Here is a 19,894-nt window from a genome sequence, read left to right as displayed (position 1 = left end):
CTACAGCTTCACTTTTTCCATACGGGGTGCAAACAAATGCATAATTCCCCAGGCTAGCAGGTATGCAAATCCGCAGATGATAAATATCAGGTTGTAACCGGTATTGATATTTCCGGCGGCTTTGGCCGCGTCAAGCAGATTGCCTACCAGCAGTGGAAAAAGGATTCCGCCCACAGAACCCGCCATCCCCCCGATGCCCACCACCGAACTTACGGCCTTTTTGGGGAACATGTCGGAAGCAGTTGTAAAAATATTGGCGCTCCAGGCCTGATGGGCCGCAGCAGCCAGGCTGATGAGCGCCACAGCCTGCCAGATATTGGTACAATACTGCGCAAACACAATAGGCACAACGATTATTGCAAACAACAGCATCGCGGTTTTCCTCGCCTTAAAAACAGGCATTCCTTTCCTGATAAAATAACCCGACAGGTAGCCGCCGCCGATGCTCCCGATAGTAGTAGCGGTATACAGGATCGCCAGGTGCAAACTTGGCTTCTTCAGATCCAGGTCGAAGTTGCTTGCGAAATAAGAAGGCAGCCAGAACAGGAAAAACCACCAAACCGGGTCGGTCAGGAATTTCCCGAAAACAAAAGCCCAGGTTTGGCGGATACGGAAGAGTTTGAGCCAGCCGCCTTTTTCTTCGGGGCGGCTCTCCTGAGCCTGTTCTGTCTCCTCGTCATCATCGCTGTGAATATGATCATACTCATCTTTTGAAATTCCCTTTTTCCGGGAAGGCACTTCGTATAGAAACCACCAGAACCCGAGCCAGATAAACCCGATAGCCCCCGTGATAATAAATGCTTCCTGCCAGCCGTAAGCGCCCAGGATCCAGGGGACCATGATGGGCGCAACGACAGCGCCGATATTCGCCCCGGAGTTAAAAATACCGGTGGCGAGGGCCCGTTCCTTTTTCGGGAACCACTCGGCTGTAGCCTTGATGGCAACAGGAAAGTTCCCGGCTTCACCAAGGCCCAGTGACGCGCGTGCCGCAATAAAGCCCATGGTGGACTGCGCCGCTGCGTGAAAAATAGCCGCTATACTCCAGACGGTTATTGAAATGGCATATCCGAGCTTGGTCCCGATTTTATCGACAAACCCGCCATAAAAAAGCAACCCAACCGCATAGGCGGCCGAAAAGGCCATCACGATGGTGGCATAGTCGGTCTCAGTCCAGCCAAACTCTACTTCCAGCGCGGGTTTGAGCAGGCCCAATACCTGGCGGTCGAGATAATTGATCGTGGTGGCGAAGAAGAGCAACGCTACTACCGTCCATCTGAAGTTGGTCTTTTTTTCCATAAGTGCATTTATTGATTACCGGTGGGTCCCCCCATCATTGACGGGTCGGTTGGATCAATGAGAAGGGCTACGCTTTACACCTCCGAATATAGCTAAAAAATCCACCCGACAAATAGCAAAGGCTGTCCCGGGGTTATCCCGGGGCAGCCTTGCCCTTATGAACGATACGCCAGAACTATTTCAACCACCAGGGTTTGGAGCTTATCCGGTCGTTTCCTTCACCAAACTGAGTTTTGATAGCCGCAGACACATTTTCGGTGTTGGTGTTGTATTCTGCCTGCGGATACATCCAACGGAAAGGAATGGCAACACCGGCGGGGCGCCTGAACGACGGGTAACCGGTTCTCAGATGATCGAAAAAGGCCGTCAGACCGGACTGGAAATAAGACCGCAGGTACCGTTGCATGATGATTTTTTCAATTTTCTCAGCCGTGGTAGTTGCTTTCGAAAAATCATTGATCGGTTCGGAAAGGTATGCATCTGCCTTTTCCGGCGCTACGAAAGCAGACAGGCCCTTTGCATAAGTTTCATAGAATTTGAAAGAGGCCTTCACACCTTCCTTATAGTACTTGGCAGCGTCGCCTGTGACCCACCCCCTTACGATGGCCTCGGCAATAATAAGCTGCTGTTCCGAGTACCCGAGAAGTACGTATGGTTCGGTCGTGGCGTCTTTATGATACCTTTCTTTCACTTTGGAAGTATTTCCTTTTGCGGCCTTCGTATTTACCTCGGCATAGGGAGCAGCGGGATCTCCCCCTTCGTAGGCGGAAAAGTCAGCAACATCTTTGCCGGCGTCTTCCGCATTTTTGGTTTGCGTGCAATAGATAAACAACCGGGGATCTTTCCGGTCCTGCAAGCGGCGGATAAACGTGGAGTCCATGTACATCCCGGAACCAAAGCCTGAAGAGTTAAAGTCAGGATAACGGTTTCCCTGCTGATCACGGAACACAAGCTGCGCGTCGTCGTCGTTGCTGCTGAAAAGCGGCTGGCTGCCCACAATACCGGCAAATGCCGATTTGATATTGAGGTCGGCGTCACCTTCTTTTCCTGAAAGCATCAGGAGCACTTTCAGGCGGAAGGCGTTCACCAGTTTCTGCCATTTTGCTACGCTGCCGCCGTAAATAATATCGCCGGAAATAATGGTGTTCTGTCCTGCAAGAATCGAATTCGCTTCCTCCAGCTCGACCAGGATCCCTTTGAATACCTCTTTCTGAGGGTCATAAACGGGCGGCGAATAGATTTCTTGCTTCTCACCTTTCAGCGCTTCCGAATAAGGGACGTCACCAAAGGTCATGGTAAGCGCAAAAAAGTAGTACGCCCTGAAAAACTTACCCAATGCAATGTATGCCGGAGCATTGATACGCTCGGCCTCTTCCATCATTTTCGTTACATCGCGCATGCGTGAATAGGCCTGAAAATCTGACCGGTCCCATTTGTAGTACTGGCCTGAGCTTTCGCCGTCGGTCTGCACGAGCATCTTCATGACATAGAGCGGCCCCGTGCCGCCATTATATTGAAAAGCGCTCCACTGGATCTGAGTAAGCTGAAGCTGTGGGTGGGTTTCGGTAGCCCGGTTCGGGTCGACGTTTATTTCGGCCAGGTCCTGGCAGCCCGTCATACACAGGAGCAGCAGCGCAGTCGATAAGAATATTTTTTTCATTTGTATAAAGTTTTGAGCGATGAGCGGTGAGGTGTCGGCGCATTGCTACCGGTGTCTCCGCCCTCCTGCTCGTTCCAGGATCATGATAGACGTTTCGACAACTACAGTTTAAGATTCAGGGCTACCCCAAGGTACCTTGGCGACGGATCCTGCAAATCAGAGTCATTACCTTCTTTGAAGTCCGGATCGAGAATCGGCATCTTCTTCCACATCGCCAGGTTATAGGCGAACACCTGCGCATTCAACCCTTTTATCTTCGACCCCAGGTTAATGATTTTACCAAGATCGTAACCGATGGCTACCCTTCTCAACTTGAAGAAAGACCGGTCAAAAGTATTGGCAAATTTCTTGTTTTCGCTCTCCGTTACCCGGGCACGATAAGGGTATTGCTGCCCCCATGTCTGCCAGCTCACTGCGGTTGTATTTGGGGTGTAGGTACGGGTATCGGTAGTAACGTTACCCAGCACATCCCTTACCAGCTCACCGCCTTCAACCACTACACCGGTGGGAACGTATACCGGCTTGCCGGCTGCATATTCAGCTGCGCGGAATTCTGTGGAAGACGGGTGCTTCCCGGCCCACCACATCTTTTCGATGGTGCTGGAGTTCATAATACCTCCCCACACACCGTCAATATCCACACCTACGTCAAAACCTTTGATCTTGAATTTGTTCTGGATACCCAGACGCCAGGACGGATCGAAATGACCCAGGTTCTGCAGGTACGAATCCCGGATGGGAAGCCCCTTTTTGTCCAAAATCAACTGTCCGTCTGCACTTTTCATCCACACCTGAGCATAATAGCTGTCGGTCCGGTCACCCAGCTTGAGGTTGCCAAAACGGGCTTTATCACCGTATATCTCGGTAATTTTCCGTACGTATCTCGACCAGTTGGCGCTTACATCCCAGGAGAAGTCTTTCTTGCGCATTGCTTTCAGGCCGGCTACGATCTCGAAGCCATTCGTTTTATACACGTTGCCATTTACCTTTCTTGAAGTAAAGCCGGAAGCTTCCGATATCTCGAGGTCCATAATCTGGTTCTCATCTATGATGTTATAATAGGTGAGATCGAGTGTGAGCCGGTTTTTAAAGAGCGCGGATGAAAGGCCGATTTCATAAGACGACGATTTTTCCGGCAGGATATTCGGGTTGATAATTCCGGAGGGATAGTAAACCGATGGCGTGGCGCCGTAGGTAACTCCCTTGTTGTAGGCAGAAAAAATACTGTATGGCGCCAGATCGCTCGAAACCTGCGCCCATGAGGTGTAAAGCTTCAGGTAATCAATCGCTTTGGGCATCGGAAGGATCTCGGAAATCATTGTGCTGAGTGACACAGAAGGATAGAAATACGAGTTACCTTTCTTCGGCAAAGTCGAGGACCAGTCATTCCGGGCTGTGAAGCTAACGAAAACAGTATTGTAGAAGTCTGCATTTGCGGCGCCATAAACGCTTCGGATCGACTTCTCGTAAAGAGAGTTGGCTGCCTGAACGGGGCCGGCTGTATTATTGAGACTGTATACGAAAGGAACAATAAGACCGTCAGTAGACTGGTACTGGTCGGAGTAGGAGCGATTGAAAACGGATGCCCCCGCATTTAGTCCCAGCTGGAAGTTATCTGAAACATCCTTTACATAAGAAGCCAGTACGTCGGCATCGAAATTGACCTGGTGAGTATTCCAGATTTTATAATCGCCATTTCTCGAATCGCCGTAGTTCATGTACGACTTCGGGCTTTTCATAGCGTCGAGCCGGTTGACATTCCTGACGGAACCCCTGGCCTGGATATTAAAATTGTCATTCGCTTTCCACAACAGCTTCATCTGCGAGTCTACCACGTTGCGGTTCTGGCTTTGTTCGAGCTCATAAGAAGCAAAATATGGGTTGTTGTACCAGGCATAGTTATAATTGGCCTGTACAAACCCTTCCGAACCGGGTCGATAAAGATGTTTGCGCAGGTCCTCCCCGTTTACGTCATCGCTCATCCAGAGGAGTATGGTATAGATATGGTTTTTCGGCCCGTATCCGTACCTGGGGTAGTTGGGAGAAAACACCTTGTTGTAAGACAGGGAGGTCTCCAGGTTCAGTTTCTTGGTCAGATCAAAAGAAGCATTAAAGTTAACGCTTCCGGTATTAAGCGACATATTGGGTACCTGTCCCTGCTGATAGGCATATTTTCCGGAGGCGTAATACCGGGCCCTGTCTCCTTTGTAGGCAACCGAGAAAGTATTGGTGCTCACTACACCCGTTCTCAGGAAATCCCTGAGGTTGTCGTGCGCAACGAAATCAGTCGGGACACGCTCGTACTTTGAACGGTCATCATATACGGTACCCTTCACATCTCCGTACCATTCAATAGTTTCCCCGGTTACTTTATTGCGTATCGGGCTGTTCCACTGCGGCACTTTCACCCCTGCGTTAAGCTTGGGCCCCCAGGTCATGTCCCCGTCCGAGATTCCGCCGTCGGCGCCATCCCAAAACTCGTACTGGCCGTTGGATCCGCTGCCGTATTCGGTCTGGGTTTTGGGCCATACGGTAAAGCCTGCCGTGACCATATTATTGGTCGAAACATTGATTGAAAGACCTTCCTGGCTGGCCATTTTGGTGGTGATCAGGATCGCGCCGTTCTTACCGCGCGAACCGTAAAGCGCCGAAGCGGCAATCCCCTTCAGAACGTTAATATTTTCAATGTCTTCACCTGTAACGTCGAAAAAATCGGTTTCCACCGGTACACCGTCAATAACAATCAGTGGAGTTTTACCACGTAGTGTAAACGATGGCGCCTGGAACATCCCGGTAGGGTTCGTGACGGTCAGACCGGCGATCTGCCCCGAAAGTGCATTACCGAGGTTCATCGTACGTGAGTTCGCGAGCTGCTCGGTGTTTACCTCCTGGGTGGTAAATCCCAGTCTTCTCTTTTGCTGCTTGATACCAATCGCCGTAACGACCACTTCCTCAAGGTTTTTAAAATCTTCCTTAAGCGACACATCAATAGTGCTGCGTCCATTGACCATAATCTCCTGTGATTCAAACCCGATAAAGGAGAAAACCAGAACTGCATTTTCTCCGGCATCGATCGCATACCGGCCTTCCTGGTCGGTAATCGTTCCCTGGTTCGTACTTTTGAGCATAATGCTGACACCGGGCAATTTGGCGCCTTGCGAGCTGGTGACAGTGCCTTTTATCTCAATCTGGGCAAATGAAATGCCGCAGCAAAGAGACATGAAGACTCCGAGCAATAGAAAAGATTTCCTCATAAGCATTTTTCTTGGGACAAAAATTTATAGAATAGGATTTCCTGTGTTAATATATACGTTTGTTATGAATAATACAAAATATTATACCGTACGGACTATTCGTCCATCAATTTGTATAAAACCGGCGGCAAAGCTAACCTTCCGATGTTAGGCAGATATTTCCTGAATGTTAATTTGATAAGTAAGTAAGGAAAACAACAGGGGATTGAAATCGGAAATCGGAAATCGGAAGTCAGCATCCTGCCGGCCCGATTTCCGATTTCTGATTTCTGATTTCCGATTTCCGATTCCTCCTCCTGATTTCCCTCAAAAGCCGAAGAAATTCTTCGCGTTGTTGTAGCAGATATTCTGTACGGTCTGCCCGATCCATTCGAGGTCGTTGGGAAGTTCTCCGTTCTCGATATCGTTGCCGTACAGGTTACAGAGGATGCGTCGGAAATATTCGTGCCGCGGGAAGGAAAGGAAACTTCTGGAGTCGGTCAGCATGCCGACAAAGCGGCTCAGCAGGCCCATATTGGACAGCGCATTCATTTGGTTTTCCATTCCCTGTTTCTGATCCATGAACCACCAGCCTGACCCGAACTGGATTTTCCCGGCTACTGAACCGTCGTTAAAATTCCCGATCATGGTGGCAATCACATCGTTGTCGGCGGGGTTCAGGTTATAGATCACGGTTTTTGCCAGCTGGTCGTGCTCATCAAGACGTCCGAGGAAGCGCGACAGTGAAAGCGCCTGCGGATAATCCCCGATGCTATCCCAGCCCGTGTCGGGCCCAAGCGTGCGGAGCGCCCGCCGGTTGTTATTGCGCATCGCGCCTATATGAAACTGCTGTGTCCAGCCAAGGGCATGGTACATCTTACCCAATTCATGGAGGAGAGCAGATTTAAAGACTTCCGTTTCGTCCGGGGCCGGGATATTTCCCGCGAGCCGTTTCTTCAAGATCCGGTCTGCTTCTTCAGGGGTGAAGTCCACGGCCGAAAGCCGTTCAAGGCCATGATCGGCCAGGCGCCCGCCCAGCGAAGCAAAAAAATCCGCGCGTTGCCGAAGTGCCTTGGTCAGCGCTTCGAATGATGCGATTTCCTCGTTAACAATCTCTCCCAATGCCGATATGAACCGGGTATAGGCGGGGTTTTCAATCAAAATAAATTTATCGGGACGAAATGTCGGGAGGACTTGCAAATCCAGCCCCTCCGACCTGATCTGGCGGTGATGCTCCAGGCTGTCGAGCGGATCATCGGTCGTGCATACCACCCTAACGTCCATACGCTTCAACAGGTTGCGTACCGAAAAGCCGGGGGTATTCACTTTCTCGCTGCACGCATTGTAAATACGTTCCGCGTTCGCGGGCGACAGCAACTCGTATTCATCGAAATACCTCCTCAACTCCAGGTGTGTCCAGTGATAGAGCGGGTTCCGCATCGTATAAGGTACGGTTTCAGCCCATTTCAGAAACTTCTCGCGATCAGACGCCCCACCTGTACAGTAGTGCTCGCCCACCCCGTTACTTCGCATGGCGCGCCACTTATAATGGTCGCCGTACAGCCAGATGCGGCTAAGATTTTCGAAAACCTTATCTTCTGCTATTTCATCCGGCGGCAGGTGGCAATGATAGTCGATTATGGGCATCCTGCCCGCGAACTCGTGGTAGAGTACACGTGCGCTTTCCGTTTGTAGCAAAAAGTCATCATCCATGAAAGCTTTCGCCGTGGTCAACCTGGATTCTTTCGCTGTATGCATCATGTATTGTATTGGTAGTTTTTTCTTAATCCGTATATGTTAAGGACGAAATTTCGCCAATACGCCCTTAACAAGACCGCCAACTATCCGGCCGAACAAAGGCAGCAGCGCAGCGTATCAACGGACTCCCTTAAAAGTTCGGCATTGCTTTTATTAAAAACGGGGTGCAGAAAGTCCGGGGCCAGTTCGGCGAGCGGGTAGAGCGCAAAGTTCCTCAAATGGAGCCTGGGATGCGGGATTTCGAGCGTAGGGCTGTGCCAAACACGGGAACCGTAATAGATGATGTCGATATCAAGCGTCCGGTCTCCCCACCGTTCGCGCCGCACACGGCCCAGCTCCCTTTCAATCTGAAGAAGGCGCCCGAGGAGCGCCTCCGGGTCCTGTGAAGTTCTAAAAGCGATCGCCTGGTTGAGGAACGGCGATTGTCCCACCGTTCCCCAGGCTTCTGTTTCATATATACCTGACACCCCTGTTATTACGCCTGGCAGGCGCATAATCGCGTGCCGGGCACTTTCAAGGTGGTGTTCGCGATCACCCTGGTTCGTCCCGAGCAGCAGATAAGCGGTCGTCTCAGTCTCCTGCAAGGATTAATTAATTTTGAGAACTGCCATAAAAGCCTCCTGGGGAATCTCTACGTTTCCTACCTGGCGCATCCGTTTCTTTCCTTTTTTCTGCTTCTCGAGCAGCTTGCGCTTCCTTGAAATATCACCGCCGTAACATTTGGCCAAAACGTCTTTCCGCATGGCTTTCACCGTTTCACGCGCGATAATTTTTTGACCGATGGCTGCCTGGATGGCAATTTCGAACATTTGCCTTGGTAAAAGCTCCCTCAATTTCTCGCACAGCTTTTTCCCCCAGTCGTAGGCTTTGGTCCGGTGAACAATGGCCGAGAGCGCATCTACGCGTTCCCCGTTGAGCATAATATCGAGCTTCACCATGTCTGACTCCTGGTAGCCGGCCAGCTCATAATCAAGCGACGCATACCCTCTCGAAATCGTTTTCAATTTGTCGAAGAAGTCAAAAACCACCTCCGCAAGCGGCATAGAAAACTGGATCTCGACGCGTTCGGCAGTCAGGTAAACCTGGTTTTTCAAGGTCCCCCGCTTGTCCATACAAAGCGACATAATCCCGCCGATGTACTCCGACTTGGTAATAATCTGAGCGTTGATAAAAGGCTCTTCGATCCAGTCAATGTAGGTAGGCTCGGGCATCTCGGAGGGTGCACTTACTTTAAGGTGCTCGCCCCGTGTTGTAATGACCTCAAACTGAACGGATGGAACCGTGGTGATAACGGTCATATCAAACTCGCGTTCCAGGCGTTCCTGCACGATCTCCATGTGCAGCATCCCCAAGAAGCCGCACCTGAAACCGAAGCCGAGTGCAGCCGAGGTCTCAGGTTCCCAAACCAGGGCTGCGTCGTTGAGCTGCAACTTCTCCATCGCTTCGCGCAGCTCTTCAAACTCGCTGGTATCAACCGGGTAAATACCGGCAAAAACCATAGGTTTGACCTCTGAAAAACCCTGTATAGGAGCTGCCGCCGACCGCTGGGTATGCGTGATGGTATCCCCTACCTTTACTTCTTTTGCCACCTTGATGCCGGAAATGAGATATCCTACATCACCGCATTCAATTACCTCTTTGGGTTCCTTCTGAAGGCGCAGGGTGCCAATTTCATCGGCTTCATATTCCCGCCCGGTAGCCATAAATTTTACTTTGTCACCCTTCCTGATACTCCCGTTCTTTACCCTGAAAATAACTTCTATTCCCCGGAAAGAGTTAAAAACCGAATCAAAAATAAGCGCCTGCAAAGCTGCTTTGGGGTCGCCTTGCGGCGGTGGGATGCGTTCCACGATAGCATTCAGGATGTCTTCGATACCAATCCCCGCCTTACCACTGGCAGGGATAATTTCCTCACGTGAGCACCCCAGCAAATCCACCATTTCATCCTTCACTTCCTCGACCATCGCTCCCGGAAGATCAATTTTATTCAATACGGGAATAATCACCAGGTCGTATCCCATAGCGAGATACAGGTTGGAAATGGTTTGAGCTTCTGTTCCCTGCGCGGCGTCCACGAGCAGAAGCGCTCCTTCACAGGCTGCGATAGACCGCGAAACTTCATAGGAAAAGTCAACGTGCCCGGGCGTGTCAATCAGGTTGAGTGTATACTTCTCTCCCTTGTATTGGTAATCCATCTGAATAGCATGGCTCTTGATGGTGATGCCACGCTCACGCTCAAGGTCCATATTGTCCAATAACTGCGCCTGCATATCGCGGTCAGAAACCGTTTTGGTAAATTCTAACAGACGATCGGCCAGGGTACTCTTACCATGGTCAATATGCGCGATAATACAGAAGTTGCGAATATTCTTCATTCAATAATTCAATACCAATCCCGGGGGATATACTTTTTTGTTAAAAAACCAGTGAGTCAGCAATCACGCTGCAATTATAAAATAAAAAAAGCCGTTTTTTCCTACAAATTTACCTGTAGCGATTCATAGTATTGACATTGAGCCGCATATATTTTAAGCCGCAATTACCCTGCGGTTGGCCGGGTTTCCCTTTTTTTCGCTACCTTTAACTAAGCAATTGAGTATGATCGTCGTTTCCATGCGTTTAAGCTAGATACGACGTGCTTCGTTAGTCATGATAGTTTCTTTTGTAACAGCCCCAATTAAAGTGAAGTTTTTTCAAACTCCCCTGGCTTTTTTGATTTTCCTGCTTTTGATTTCTGCTCCAGTGTCGGCCTTTCAGGCGAATGGCGCTAAAGTGACCGGCCGGGTAGTCGAAAAAGGCGGCAGCGAGTCGGTACCCTTTGCCACCATTGCGCTCCTGCGCCCTGATTCATCGGTGGTAATGGGTGTTTCCGCCGATGAGAATGGTGTATTTGAACTCGTCAGCGTAGCTCCGGGCAACTACCTGGTCAAAGTATCTTCTATCGGGTTTGAGCCGGAAGTGGTGCCGAATGTTCAGGTACCGGTAGAGTCCAGGCTGATTAACCTGGGTGTTATCCAGGTTAGGAACGAGGCCAACCAGTTACAGGAGGTAAAGATTGTCGCAGAGAAATCGATGATTGTCACCGATATAGACAAAACTTCCATCAACATAGGCCAGGACCTGCTGGCTTCCAGCAACAATGCGAGCGAGCTGCTTGAAAAGCTCCCGGCCGTGTCCATGGATGAAAACGGCTCGCCGATGATAAGGGGGATGTCGAACATTGTTGTGCTGATCGACGGAAAACCTTCCAGCCAGTACGGGAGCGACCTGGCCACCGTTCTGCAGAGCTTTCCTTCGGACCTGATTGAAAGAATTGACGTAATCACCTCGCCTTCTGCCAAATACGAAGCAGACGGCGCCAGCGGGGTAATTGATATCATCACGAAAAAGGCCACCATCGTAGGTATGAACGGTAACGTAAGGCTGAGCGCGGGGAACTACGACCATTATAATGCGGGCGGAAACTTTAACTACAAATCAGAGAAACTTGTTTTGAGGGCTTCCGGAAGCTACCAGACCTCCCAGGTACTGAACACCCGCCGGCTGAACCGCCAGAATCTGCTGGGTGAGGTACCTTCAACACTTTTCCAGGAAGGCAACGGGGTCAACAAAAACGCCAACGGGTTCGGACGGATCCAGGCCGGCTATGACTTTTCGCCCAAAACCAATGTGGGGGCTTCGATCAACTTCAGTAATAATCAAAACGAAAGCAGCGGGTTCACTGCCAACCGGACCGTTTATCCCGATGACGTCGTGAAACAAAAATTCAACCGGATTAACCGGGGGAATACCGATGGTCAGAACATCACTTACGGATTGGATTTCAGGCAGGAATTCTCGCAGCGCGAACACAACCTCACCGCCAGCCTGAACTATACAACCGGCGGTTCCGACGGCCGTTCCGACCTGATCCAGGAAAGTGACGAGATCAAACTGCAGCGGCAACAATACAACCAGCGCGACAATAACAGCCGGTCGCTGCATGGCAAAATTGATTTCTCATGGCCCGTCAATGAAAACCTTACCCTGATTGCGGGCGGCCATACCCGCCAAAATACCCGGAACAACAACAACCTGCTTTATACCTACGACAGCGAAACCGGGGATTTTATCTACGACGAAAGGATCAGTAACATTTTCGGTTACCGCGATGCCCTGTACTCCGGCTATGTGAGCGCCACGCAAAAGTGGAAAGACTGGGGGTTCCGTGCCGGGCTGCGGCTGAGCAATATGACCCAGTACCTCGACCAGGTCAGTATGAACCGCAAATTTTCGGTTCATTTCCTGAACATGATCCCGTCTTTTTCAGTATCGAGAAAAATCGACGACGCTTCTCTCGTCAAACTCAACTATAGCAGGCGCGTGCAACGCCCCAATGCCGACTGGCTTAACCCCTATACCGACATCACCGACCCGAGAAATATCAGGACCGGAAATCCGAACCTGAGCCCCGAGTTTACACACCGCATGGACCTTGGATACAGCAATTACAAAGAAGTTCTAGGTATCGGCTCATCGCTGTTTACCAGCTATTCGAACAATGCCATTACCACCATCCGGACAATCGACGAGGAGGGGATCTCCTATACCAGCTTTGATAACGTGGGCCGCGACCTTTCATACGGCGTTGAAACAGACCTTTCGCTCAAGCTGCTGGGCGATAAACTCAAAATCAATACCAGCGGACGTTTTTTCAGGAATGAGATTGTATCGGTGCCTGCCCAAATCGACAACCGCAGATGGTCCTTTTCCGGTAACCTGAATACTTTTTTCCAGCTTCCTGCCGGACTACGAGGCTCTGTTTATGTGAACTATGACGGGCCGAAAGCAATTGCCCAAGGTACGCGGATGGGGGTATTTCAGGGCAATGCGAGCATACGCAAAAGCTTCTTTGAAAAGCGGGCCTTTATTTCTCTCAACATCCAGGACATCTTCCTGTCGCGTCGTTACAGAAATAACCTCGCTACCCCTACCTATATCCAGCATTCGGAATGGCACAGGACCAACCGGTACATCGGGATAACAGCCAATTACAAGTTCGGAAAAATTATGGCACAGCAAGGCTAGGAGGAATACGTTTTAAGGCGGTGCTTCGTTAATTGAGGGTTAAATCAACCAGCTTCAATATGCGCCCATCCAGGTTCCCGGTTTCTTTCCCGATGCTTTCTTTCGGGATGCTGCTTTTACTTTGTCTCGTTGCTCCCGCGACTGTGTTTTCGCAGAGCAGGTATGAACAGGAAACCCTTGCTTCGGACCAGGAAATCAGCAAGCCTTCCAGACTGAACAACCGTAACTTTCAGAAAAATCTCGAGAAGTTTGCCGCCGAGCTGGAATTACGGCCGAAGCAGGTCCGCAAGATCAATAAGATTGAGCGTAAATACAGCAGGAAAGAAGCCAAAATGGCCAGCCGGCCCTCAACCAAGCGAAAACACCTGCGCGCTTTACAAAAAGAAAAAAGAGAAAGGATGATTGCCGTACTCGATTACGAGCAACAGCACAAACTGCAGCAGTTGTCTAAAAGTGGTTTCTGGGATTTTCTCCGTTTCAGAGATCAATAGGCCGGGTTTATTATACCTTGCGTATCCGGTACCGTAACAATACCCATAATACAAGGTAGAGCATTCCGAGCAGAAGCGCGAACTCAGCGGCAAACAGGATAGCCGTCTTTTCCGTTATGTCCTTCACCACCAGCCCGAGATGACGGACAGGATCCGTAATAATGTCCCAGCTGTTCAGCCGTTTGATCCGCCCCAGGTAGATTCCGTACCCTGCCAGGGGCAGCGAGAGCAACAGCAGTATATTTCCGATTCTGCCGCCAAAAACACGAAGCCAGGCGTGGTGCACCCAATACAACGAAATCAGCCCGTTGATGAGACTGACCTGGGCATAGTAAAACAACATAATCGCATCGTGCCAGGTAATGTTTCTGCCATAATCGACGCTCAAATGTATGAGGTCGGTAATCATGTAAGGCGCATTCGGGAAGAACAGCAGCCACGAAAAGCTCAGTAAAATGGTAACAGGGTACTGCTTGGGGCGCGCCCTGGAGTGGACCCGCGCCACATAGGCGATCAGCAGCGGAATCCAGCTCAGGAAAAGATTCCAGTCGAGCGAAAAATCGACCGCGCCGTTATACTGAATCCTGATCAGGTGGTAAACTACCGCAGCAAGGCTCAATATCAACAACAAAAGCAGGGCTACCACCCCCTCAATGGTGACAACCGACTCCTTGTCGCGATGGAAATCAATGCGGGAAAGCCTGTACCTGGAGAAAAACAAAATGTCTTGGATGGCTGATACCTACACATAACGTAAAACCCGTCAAAGTGGTGTTCCGGCCTGCCAAACTTTAGCACATTCTCTCAAAGGGGAGGCCTGCAAACGGCAAAAACTGTTAACGGTGTATTGCGACCGGTACCCAGCTATTATTGCCCTGGTGTTTCCGAACGGAGAATATAGCGTTCTCCCGGGTTTTCCGGTAATCAAAGCCGGCGATCAGGTACCCCTCCGCGTCAGACGCCGACGATTGGGAAATACCTTCAGTGATCTTGTCCTTAAATTTATCCAGCTTCCGTCCGAAGAAAAGAAGCTGATCATATCCCTGGAAAGCGTAAACGGAGGGCAGTGTACCGTTGGCCAGGAAATAATCGTATTGAAACCTTTTCACTTCCGGTCTTCCGTAATCCACAAAATCGGTATCGAGCAGGTACAAATCCCGTCCATAGATATCAAAATCGGTATTATACCGGTCAAAGCTGGTAGCGGTTGCGATCACCGGCGTCGTTTCATACCCGGCGCTTCGCATGGCGTTCAGCAGGGCCCTTCCTGACCTCGGGTCGGTAGAAAAGAAAGCGACGTGGCTCGGTTTCAAAGCACCGTCATTTGCGATAGAGGGGTTGATGGTCTCCCCGCTCCCGCCTATCTTCTTCAAGGCAAGCACTTTGCCCCCAACTGCCTGTACCTCCTTCGCGTACAGTGCCGCCAGCGTGGAATCTTTGGACGAATCGCCCCAATAAATTACCGCCGTCACGTTCGGATCAATGCTTTTTGCTACATCCGCAACCTGCCTCGACTGAAGATCCAGGCTGGCATGCGCCAGGTAGTAATGGCTGGATTTTTCCGCCAGCAGCTTACTGTCGGTAGAAAGCGGGTTAATCACCGGGACGCCCGATTTACGTGAAAACTCTGCGGCTTCCTCACTGGTTTCCGGATACAGCGGCCCTAGCACCAGGTCTGCGTGACCGAAAGCCTCATCGCTTGCGAGGCCGGAAACGGAATTCCGCACATTCCCGATATCGAATGGCGTCAGCCTGACATCAATTTTTTCCTTAAGCAGCGCTTTCTGAGCCATCAGCAGCCCCGTGTAGTAATCAAATACGTATTGATTATTCCGGTTCCTGCTTGACGCATCGAAGGCACTAACGCGAAACGGCAAAAGAACCGCTACGTCGTAATACTTCTTCTCCTCCCTGGCTTTCCGGACCCAGTCCGTCTTGCTGCCGGCCTTTTCTTTGGTGCGCGGCTGTTCCTCGCTCAGCTTGAATTGCTGAACCAGATTCTCCGCCATTTCCCGGTCCTGGGCGGTCGCACTTTTTCTTTCCCGGATTGCCTTCACCAGGTAGCTGGCCACCACCCGGTCATCGGGGAATTGCTTAAATAGCCCTTTGAGCGTCGGCATGTCGGTGACATTGGCCAGGAATTTCTGTTTCAGGCCCGCGACGTCGTTCTGAAACGACGATACCGAGATTTTCCCGAGGTAATCGAGTGCCCGGTAATAATTTTTCATTTTAAAATTAACCAGGCCTGCCAGGTAATAGACTTCGTCACGCCTTCCCCAACCCGGGTAGCGGTTCATCAGCTGCTGGAGCATGCCAAAACTTTCCTTGTCCTTATCCAGGCGCTGCGCGGCATTTGCATAGTAGTAGTGGGCAAATACGCTGCGTTCCTGGTTGGTATAATCGCGGGCAAGAGGCGCAAATTTGTTCATCGCCTCACCATAACGGCCCGCTTTAAAGGCCTGTATTGCTGCGCTGTATTCAGCGTCACCGCCTTTTTTTCTGGTAGTCTGCGCTGATGCGGTATAGGCCAGCGCTAAAAAAAACAGTATTCCGGTTAGTCTGTTCATTCCTTTCTAATTCCGAGCCGGTCGCTGTGATGTGGATAAAAAAAACCAGGAGTTTTTCCCTGTTATCCGGGAAAAACTCCTGAATCTACTGCTCATTTCTTCTTCCCTCCTGCCTTGCGCTGCGCTTCTTCCTGCTTCTTTTTGGCTTCTTCCGCTGCCTGCAGGGACTTCTCTATATAATTCCTGAATTTGGACTGTTTCTGAGGTTTGTCTTTGAACTTCTGACGGTTGCCGTCAAGGATCGCCCTGATTTTGTCGTCGTCGACCATTCTCCTGATGATCAGCTGCTGAACAATGGTGACCAGGTTGGAGACGAAATAATAGAAGGTAAGTCCGGCCGGGAACGAGTTCAGGAAAAACATGAACATTACCGGCATCACGTAGCTCAGGTACTTCATGTTGATCGGGCCCGGCTGTGCAGGCGTCATCTGGTTGCTGTAATAGGCATACCCGATACTTGAAACCGTCATCAGCACTGTAAACAAACTCAGGTGGTCACCATAAAACGGAATGGTGAACGGGAATTTGACAAAGGCATCATAGGTCGAAAGGTCGGTTGCCCAGAGAAATGCTTTCTGGCGCAATTCGATCAGGTTCGGGAACAGGAAAAACAGGGAGAACAAAATCGGCATGGTAGCCAGGACAGGAATACAGCCGCTTAAGGGGCTAACACCTACCTGCTGGTACAGCTTCATCTGCTCCTGCTGCTGTTTCGCCATGTCGTCAGGGTACTTGCTCCTGATTTCTTCTATCTCGGGCGCCATCACTTTCATCTTGGCCATACTTACATACGATTTGTAGGTAAGTGGCATCAGGATGGTTTTCACAATCAATACCAGGCAGATAATGAGCAGCCCGTAATTGGAGAAGAAACGCTCCAGGAAATTAAAGAGCGGAACCAGGAAATACTTGTTGATCGGCTTCAGGAAAGCGTAGCCGAGGTATACATTCTGCTCAAAATTTTCGGCATTCACCTTTCCGACTACATGGTAGTCATTCGGCCCGAAGTAGTATTGGAAATTGGCGTTCCCCTTCTGGATATCAGCCACCGGAATAGCGGTTTCCACATTCACGGTTTTCACAACATCCAGGCTGGCAGGATTTACACTGCTCCCTGCACGAAACGACTGGAACGGCGTATTATCAGCGATAAGACCCGACAGGAAATATTTGTGTTTGATGGTAAACCATTTGACCGGGTTTGCAGTGGACTCCTCCAGAGCGCCGTCAGGCGAAATCCCGAGATCATCCAGGGCGTCCGTATAATAGTTGACCGTAACTACCTTGCGGTTCTCCTTCATGTCATTCTCCAACTGGAGCATGTCATTGGTCCACACAAACCGCAGAGATTTATCGTATTGCCCCGCTCCTGACGACGACTTCAACGAATATCCGATAAGATATCCCGACCCTCTCACAACGTAGCTTTGCTCTACCCATTCATTGTTGGGAAGCTGGTGTCTGAATTTCAGCTGCAATGAATCGGCTTCTCCCAACTGGATTTCACCTTTCTGATCAGCAGCAAAATAGGCATTCTCCAGGTTGATCGTGCCCGAGGCCGTCGGGTATTCCAACTGAAAACGGTTATGCCCTTCCGCCACAAGGTACAGCGGCTTTTGGTCATAGGTCTTGTACTGGTTCAGCCTGACCTCCCTGATCACCCCGCCTTTATCAGAAAAAACGACTTCAAGGTCTTTGGTCTTGACTTTCACGTCCGAAAATGCTACCGGTACGCGCCGGGTAGTATCTCCGCTCTGAACCGTAACCGAATCAGCCGTGCCCGCATCGGCAAGTGTCTTTTCCTTTGGTTCCACTACCTGCCCGCTGGTCTCGGTCGACACTTGCGGTTCCGGATTTGGCGCCAGATAGGTATACCCTATCAGCATCAGGAATATGATTACAATTCCAATAATATTGTTTTTATCCATTTAACTCAATCGATTGAAAAGATCCCCACTAACAAGACGCCCCAAGGTGTTCTGCATTTTTTGAGGAGGCAAAATTACACTATTTTTTATAAGGTGTAAGCGATGCGGAGCCAGGTATGAGGCCGAAACTACTTCATCTGCTTTTTCAAATGATACTCCAATGCATATTTGACAAAATTCACGAACAACGGATGCGGGTTCTGAACGGTACTTTTCAGCTCCGGGTGGAATTGAACCCCGATGAAAAACGGATGCCCTTCAAGCTCCACTATTTCTACCAGGTTGGTATCCGGGTTTACGCCGACGGCCTTCATACCTGCTTTTTCAAAACGCTCGAGGTATTGGTTGTTGAACTCATACCGGTGACGGTGACGCTCCGAAATATTTTGTTTTCCGTAGACAGAAAACGCAAGTGTATTTTTCTTGATCCTGCAATTGAATGCTCCCAGCCTCATGGTACCGCCCTTGTTGGTTACCTTTTTCTGGTCTTCCATTAGCGCAATCACAGGTTCCGGCGTATTTTCATTCATTTCCACCGAATGGGCCTGGGCAAGGCCGAGCACGTTCCGCGCATATTCGATAACCGCCATCTGCATCCCCAGGCAGATCCCCACGAAAGGAATCCCGTTTTCCCTGACATACTGGATGGCTTCAATTTTACCTTCAATTCCACGCTCTCCGAAACCGGGGGCTACCAATACGCCGTCCAGGTTCGCAAAGGTTTGCTCCACATTTTCCTTCTTGAGCGATTCGGAGTGGATCCACTCGATGATCACCTTCGTCTCATTCTCTGCGCCTGCGTGGATAAACGATTCTACGATTGACTTATAGGCATCTCTGAGCTCAACGTATTTGCCGACAAGACCAATGCGGATGGTATGCTTCGGATATTTCAGCCTGGACAGGAACCCTTCCCAGTCTTTCAATTCGGCGTCTTTTTCGGAGTACATGTCCAGCATATACAAAGCCCGCTGATCGAGGCGTTCCTGCCGCATCAGCATGGGCACATCGTAAATGGTGGGTGCGTCCATCGCCTCTATAACCGAGCTTTCCTGCACATTACAGAAACGCGCGATTTTATTTCTAAGCTCAGTCGGCAGATGATGCTCGGTCCTGCAAACCAGGATGTCGGGCTGCAGGCCCGCTTCATTCAGCATCTTTACCGAATGCTGCGTAGGCTTGGTTTTAAGCTCCCCGGCGGACGTCAGGTAGGGGATCAGCGTGAGGTGAATGACCAGCGTATCCTGCTTGGGCATCTCAAACTTGATCTGCCTGACCGTTTCCACGAAGGGAAGCGACTCGATGTCACCTATACAACCGCCTATTTCCGTGATCACGATATCGTAATTCCCGGACTTGCCGAGAAGCAGCATGTTGCGCTTGATTTCATCGGTAATGTGCGGCACCACCTGAACGGTTTTACCGAGGTAATCTCCCGCGCGCTCCTTGCTGATCACATTGTAATAGATCCGGCCGGTCGTAACGTTGTTGGCCTGAGAGGTATTGACGTTCAGAAACCTTTCATAGTGCCCGAGATCAAGATCGGTTTCAGCCCCGTCGTCTGTCACATAGCACTCGCCATGCTCGTAGGGATTAAGGGTTCCCGGATCGACGTTGATATAGGGATCAAATTTCTGAATAGTGACCGAAAATCCCCTGGACTGGAGAAGTTTGGCAAGAGAAGAGGCAATAATACCTTTACCCAATGAAGAAGTTACACCGCCCGTAACGAAAATATACTTTGCGGTCTTTTGCTTTTTGGAAGCCATCAGACGAATGCTATAAATTAGATTACGGGATACAAAGGTAGGCAAAAAAGCGATTCCCGAACCGGGTCGCCGGGGTAAACCTGCTTCTTTTTTTCCGGCAGGGTAATTCTGGTTTCGGTGCCCCG

The 19,894-nt window shown here is 50.2% G+C and carries 12 protein-coding genes; 2 read left to right on the top strand and 10 right to left on the bottom strand.

The window, feature by feature from the left end:
* The 6 genes from ABD852_RS17435 to lepA all read right to left on the bottom strand — a co-directional run bounded on the left by ABD852_RS17435 (nucleotide 1) and on the right by lepA (nucleotide 10,322).
* Nucleotides 1-1,296, bottom strand: coding sequence for an MFS transporter (locus ABD852_RS17435; RefSeq protein WP_345031221.1), 1,296 nt, complete (start codon nucleotides 1,294-1,296; stop codon nucleotides 1-3).
* A 175-nt stretch (nucleotides 1,297-1,471) separates the two neighbouring features.
* Nucleotides 1,472-2,956, bottom strand: a complete 1,485-nt coding sequence (locus ABD852_RS17430; protein WP_345031219.1) for a SusD/RagB family nutrient-binding outer membrane lipoprotein — start codon at nucleotides 2,954-2,956, stop codon at nucleotides 1,472-1,474.
* Between the two features lie 101 nt (nucleotides 2,957-3,057).
* Nucleotides 3,058-6,210 carry a SusC/RagA family TonB-linked outer membrane protein gene (locus ABD852_RS17425; protein WP_345031218.1) on the bottom strand — a complete coding sequence of 1,051 codons (3,153 nt, stop codon included), beginning with the start codon at nucleotides 6,208-6,210 and terminating at the stop codon, nucleotides 3,058-3,060.
* A gap of 306 nt (nucleotides 6,211-6,516) precedes the next feature.
* The gene (gene uxaC, locus ABD852_RS17420; protein WP_345031217.1) at nucleotides 6,517-7,950 is read right to left on the bottom strand and encodes a glucuronate isomerase; all 1,434 of its coding nucleotides are present in this window, start codon (nucleotides 7,948-7,950) and stop codon (nucleotides 6,517-6,519) included.
* Between the two features lie 80 nt (nucleotides 7,951-8,030).
* The gene (gene folK / locus ABD852_RS17415; RefSeq protein WP_345031215.1) at nucleotides 8,031-8,531 is read right to left on the bottom strand and encodes a 2-amino-4-hydroxy-6-hydroxymethyldihydropteridine diphosphokinase; all 501 of its coding nucleotides are present in this window, start codon (nucleotides 8,529-8,531) and stop codon (nucleotides 8,031-8,033) included.
* Nucleotides 8,532-8,534: 3 nt separating this feature from the next.
* Nucleotides 8,535-10,322: a translation elongation factor 4 gene (gene lepA / locus ABD852_RS17410; RefSeq protein ID WP_345031213.1), complete on the bottom strand. Its 1,788-nt coding sequence runs from the start codon at nucleotides 10,320-10,322 to the stop codon at nucleotides 8,535-8,537.
* 307 nt (nucleotides 10,323-10,629) lie between these two features.
* Here lepA and ABD852_RS17405 point away from each other — a divergent pair, with 307 nt between their 5' ends.
* On the top strand, nucleotides 10,630-13,014 hold the full coding sequence (locus tag ABD852_RS17405) for a TonB-dependent receptor domain-containing protein (protein WP_345031212.1): 2,385 nt from the start codon (nucleotides 10,630-10,632) through the stop codon (nucleotides 13,012-13,014).
* Nucleotides 13,015-13,073: 59 nt separating this feature from the next.
* Complete coding sequence (locus ABD852_RS17400) at nucleotides 13,074-13,505, top strand: hypothetical protein (protein ID WP_345031211.1); 432 nt, start codon at nucleotides 13,074-13,076, stop codon at nucleotides 13,503-13,505.
* A 10-nt stretch (nucleotides 13,506-13,515) separates the two neighbouring features.
* Here ABD852_RS17400 and ABD852_RS17395 read toward each other — a convergent pair whose 3' ends face one another.
* The 4 genes from ABD852_RS17395 to pyrG form a co-directional block, all read right to left on the bottom strand.
* On the bottom strand, nucleotides 13,516-14,226 hold the full coding sequence (locus ABD852_RS17395; protein ID WP_345031210.1) for a DUF1361 domain-containing protein: 711 nt from the start codon (nucleotides 14,224-14,226) through the stop codon (nucleotides 13,516-13,518).
* Between the two features lie 115 nt (nucleotides 14,227-14,341).
* Nucleotides 14,342-16,072 (bottom strand): ABC transporter substrate-binding protein, encoded by a 1,731-nt coding sequence (locus ABD852_RS17390; protein ID WP_345031208.1) that lies wholly within the window; start codon nucleotides 16,070-16,072, stop codon nucleotides 14,342-14,344.
* Nucleotides 16,073-16,164: 92 nt separating this feature from the next.
* The gene (gene yidC / locus ABD852_RS17385) at nucleotides 16,165-18,000 is read right to left on the bottom strand and encodes a membrane protein insertase YidC (protein ID WP_345031206.1); all 1,836 of its coding nucleotides are present in this window, start codon (nucleotides 17,998-18,000) and stop codon (nucleotides 16,165-16,167) included.
* A gap of 128 nt (nucleotides 18,001-18,128) precedes the next feature.
* Nucleotides 18,129-19,769: a CTP synthase gene (gene pyrG, locus ABD852_RS17380; protein WP_345031205.1), complete on the bottom strand. Its 1,641-nt coding sequence runs from the start codon at nucleotides 19,767-19,769 to the stop codon at nucleotides 18,129-18,131.
* Between the last annotated feature and the right edge of the window lie 125 nt (nucleotides 19,770-19,894).

It is taken from the genome of Ravibacter arvi (assembly GCF_039540405.1).
Lineage (GTDB): Bacteria > Bacteroidota > Bacteroidia > Cytophagales > Spirosomataceae > Ravibacter > Ravibacter arvi.
The sequence above is the reverse complement of the archived record's forward strand: the minus strand, read 5'-3'. Positions and strand labels throughout refer to the sequence as shown.

What these genes read in the sequence shown, in the direction of transcription:
- ABD852_RS17435 (WP_345031221.1), bottom strand. Translation starts at nt 1,296, where the DNA reads ATGGAAAAAAAGACCAACTTCAGATGGACGGTAGTAGCGTTGCTCTTC.
- ABD852_RS17430 (WP_345031219.1), bottom strand. Translation starts at nt 2,956, where the DNA reads ATGAAAAAAATATTCTTATCGACTGCGCTGCTGCTCCTGTGTATGACG.
- ABD852_RS17425 (WP_345031218.1), bottom strand. Translation starts at nt 6,210, where the DNA reads ATGAGGAAATCTTTTCTATTGCTCGGAGTCTTCATGTCTCTTTGCTGC.
- uxaC (WP_345031217.1), bottom strand. Translation starts at nt 7,950, where the DNA reads ATGATGCATACAGCGAAAGAATCCAGGTTGACCACGGCGAAAGCTTTC.
- lepA (WP_345031213.1), bottom strand. Translation starts at nt 10,322, where the DNA reads ATGAAGAATATTCGCAACTTCTGTATTATCGCGCATATTGACCATGGT.
- ABD852_RS17400 (WP_345031211.1), top strand. Translation starts at nt 13,074, where the DNA reads ATGCGCCCATCCAGGTTCCCGGTTTCTTTCCCGATGCTTTCTTTCGGG.
- ABD852_RS17390 (WP_345031208.1), bottom strand. Translation starts at nt 16,072, where the DNA reads ATGAACAGACTAACCGGAATACTGTTTTTTTTAGCGCTGGCCTATACC.
- yidC (WP_345031206.1), bottom strand. Translation starts at nt 18,000, where the DNA reads ATGGATAAAAACAATATTATTGGAATTGTAATCATATTCCTGATGCTG.
- pyrG (WP_345031205.1), bottom strand. Translation starts at nt 19,769, where the DNA reads ATGGCTTCCAAAAAGCAAAAGACCGCAAAGTATATTTTCGTTACGGGC.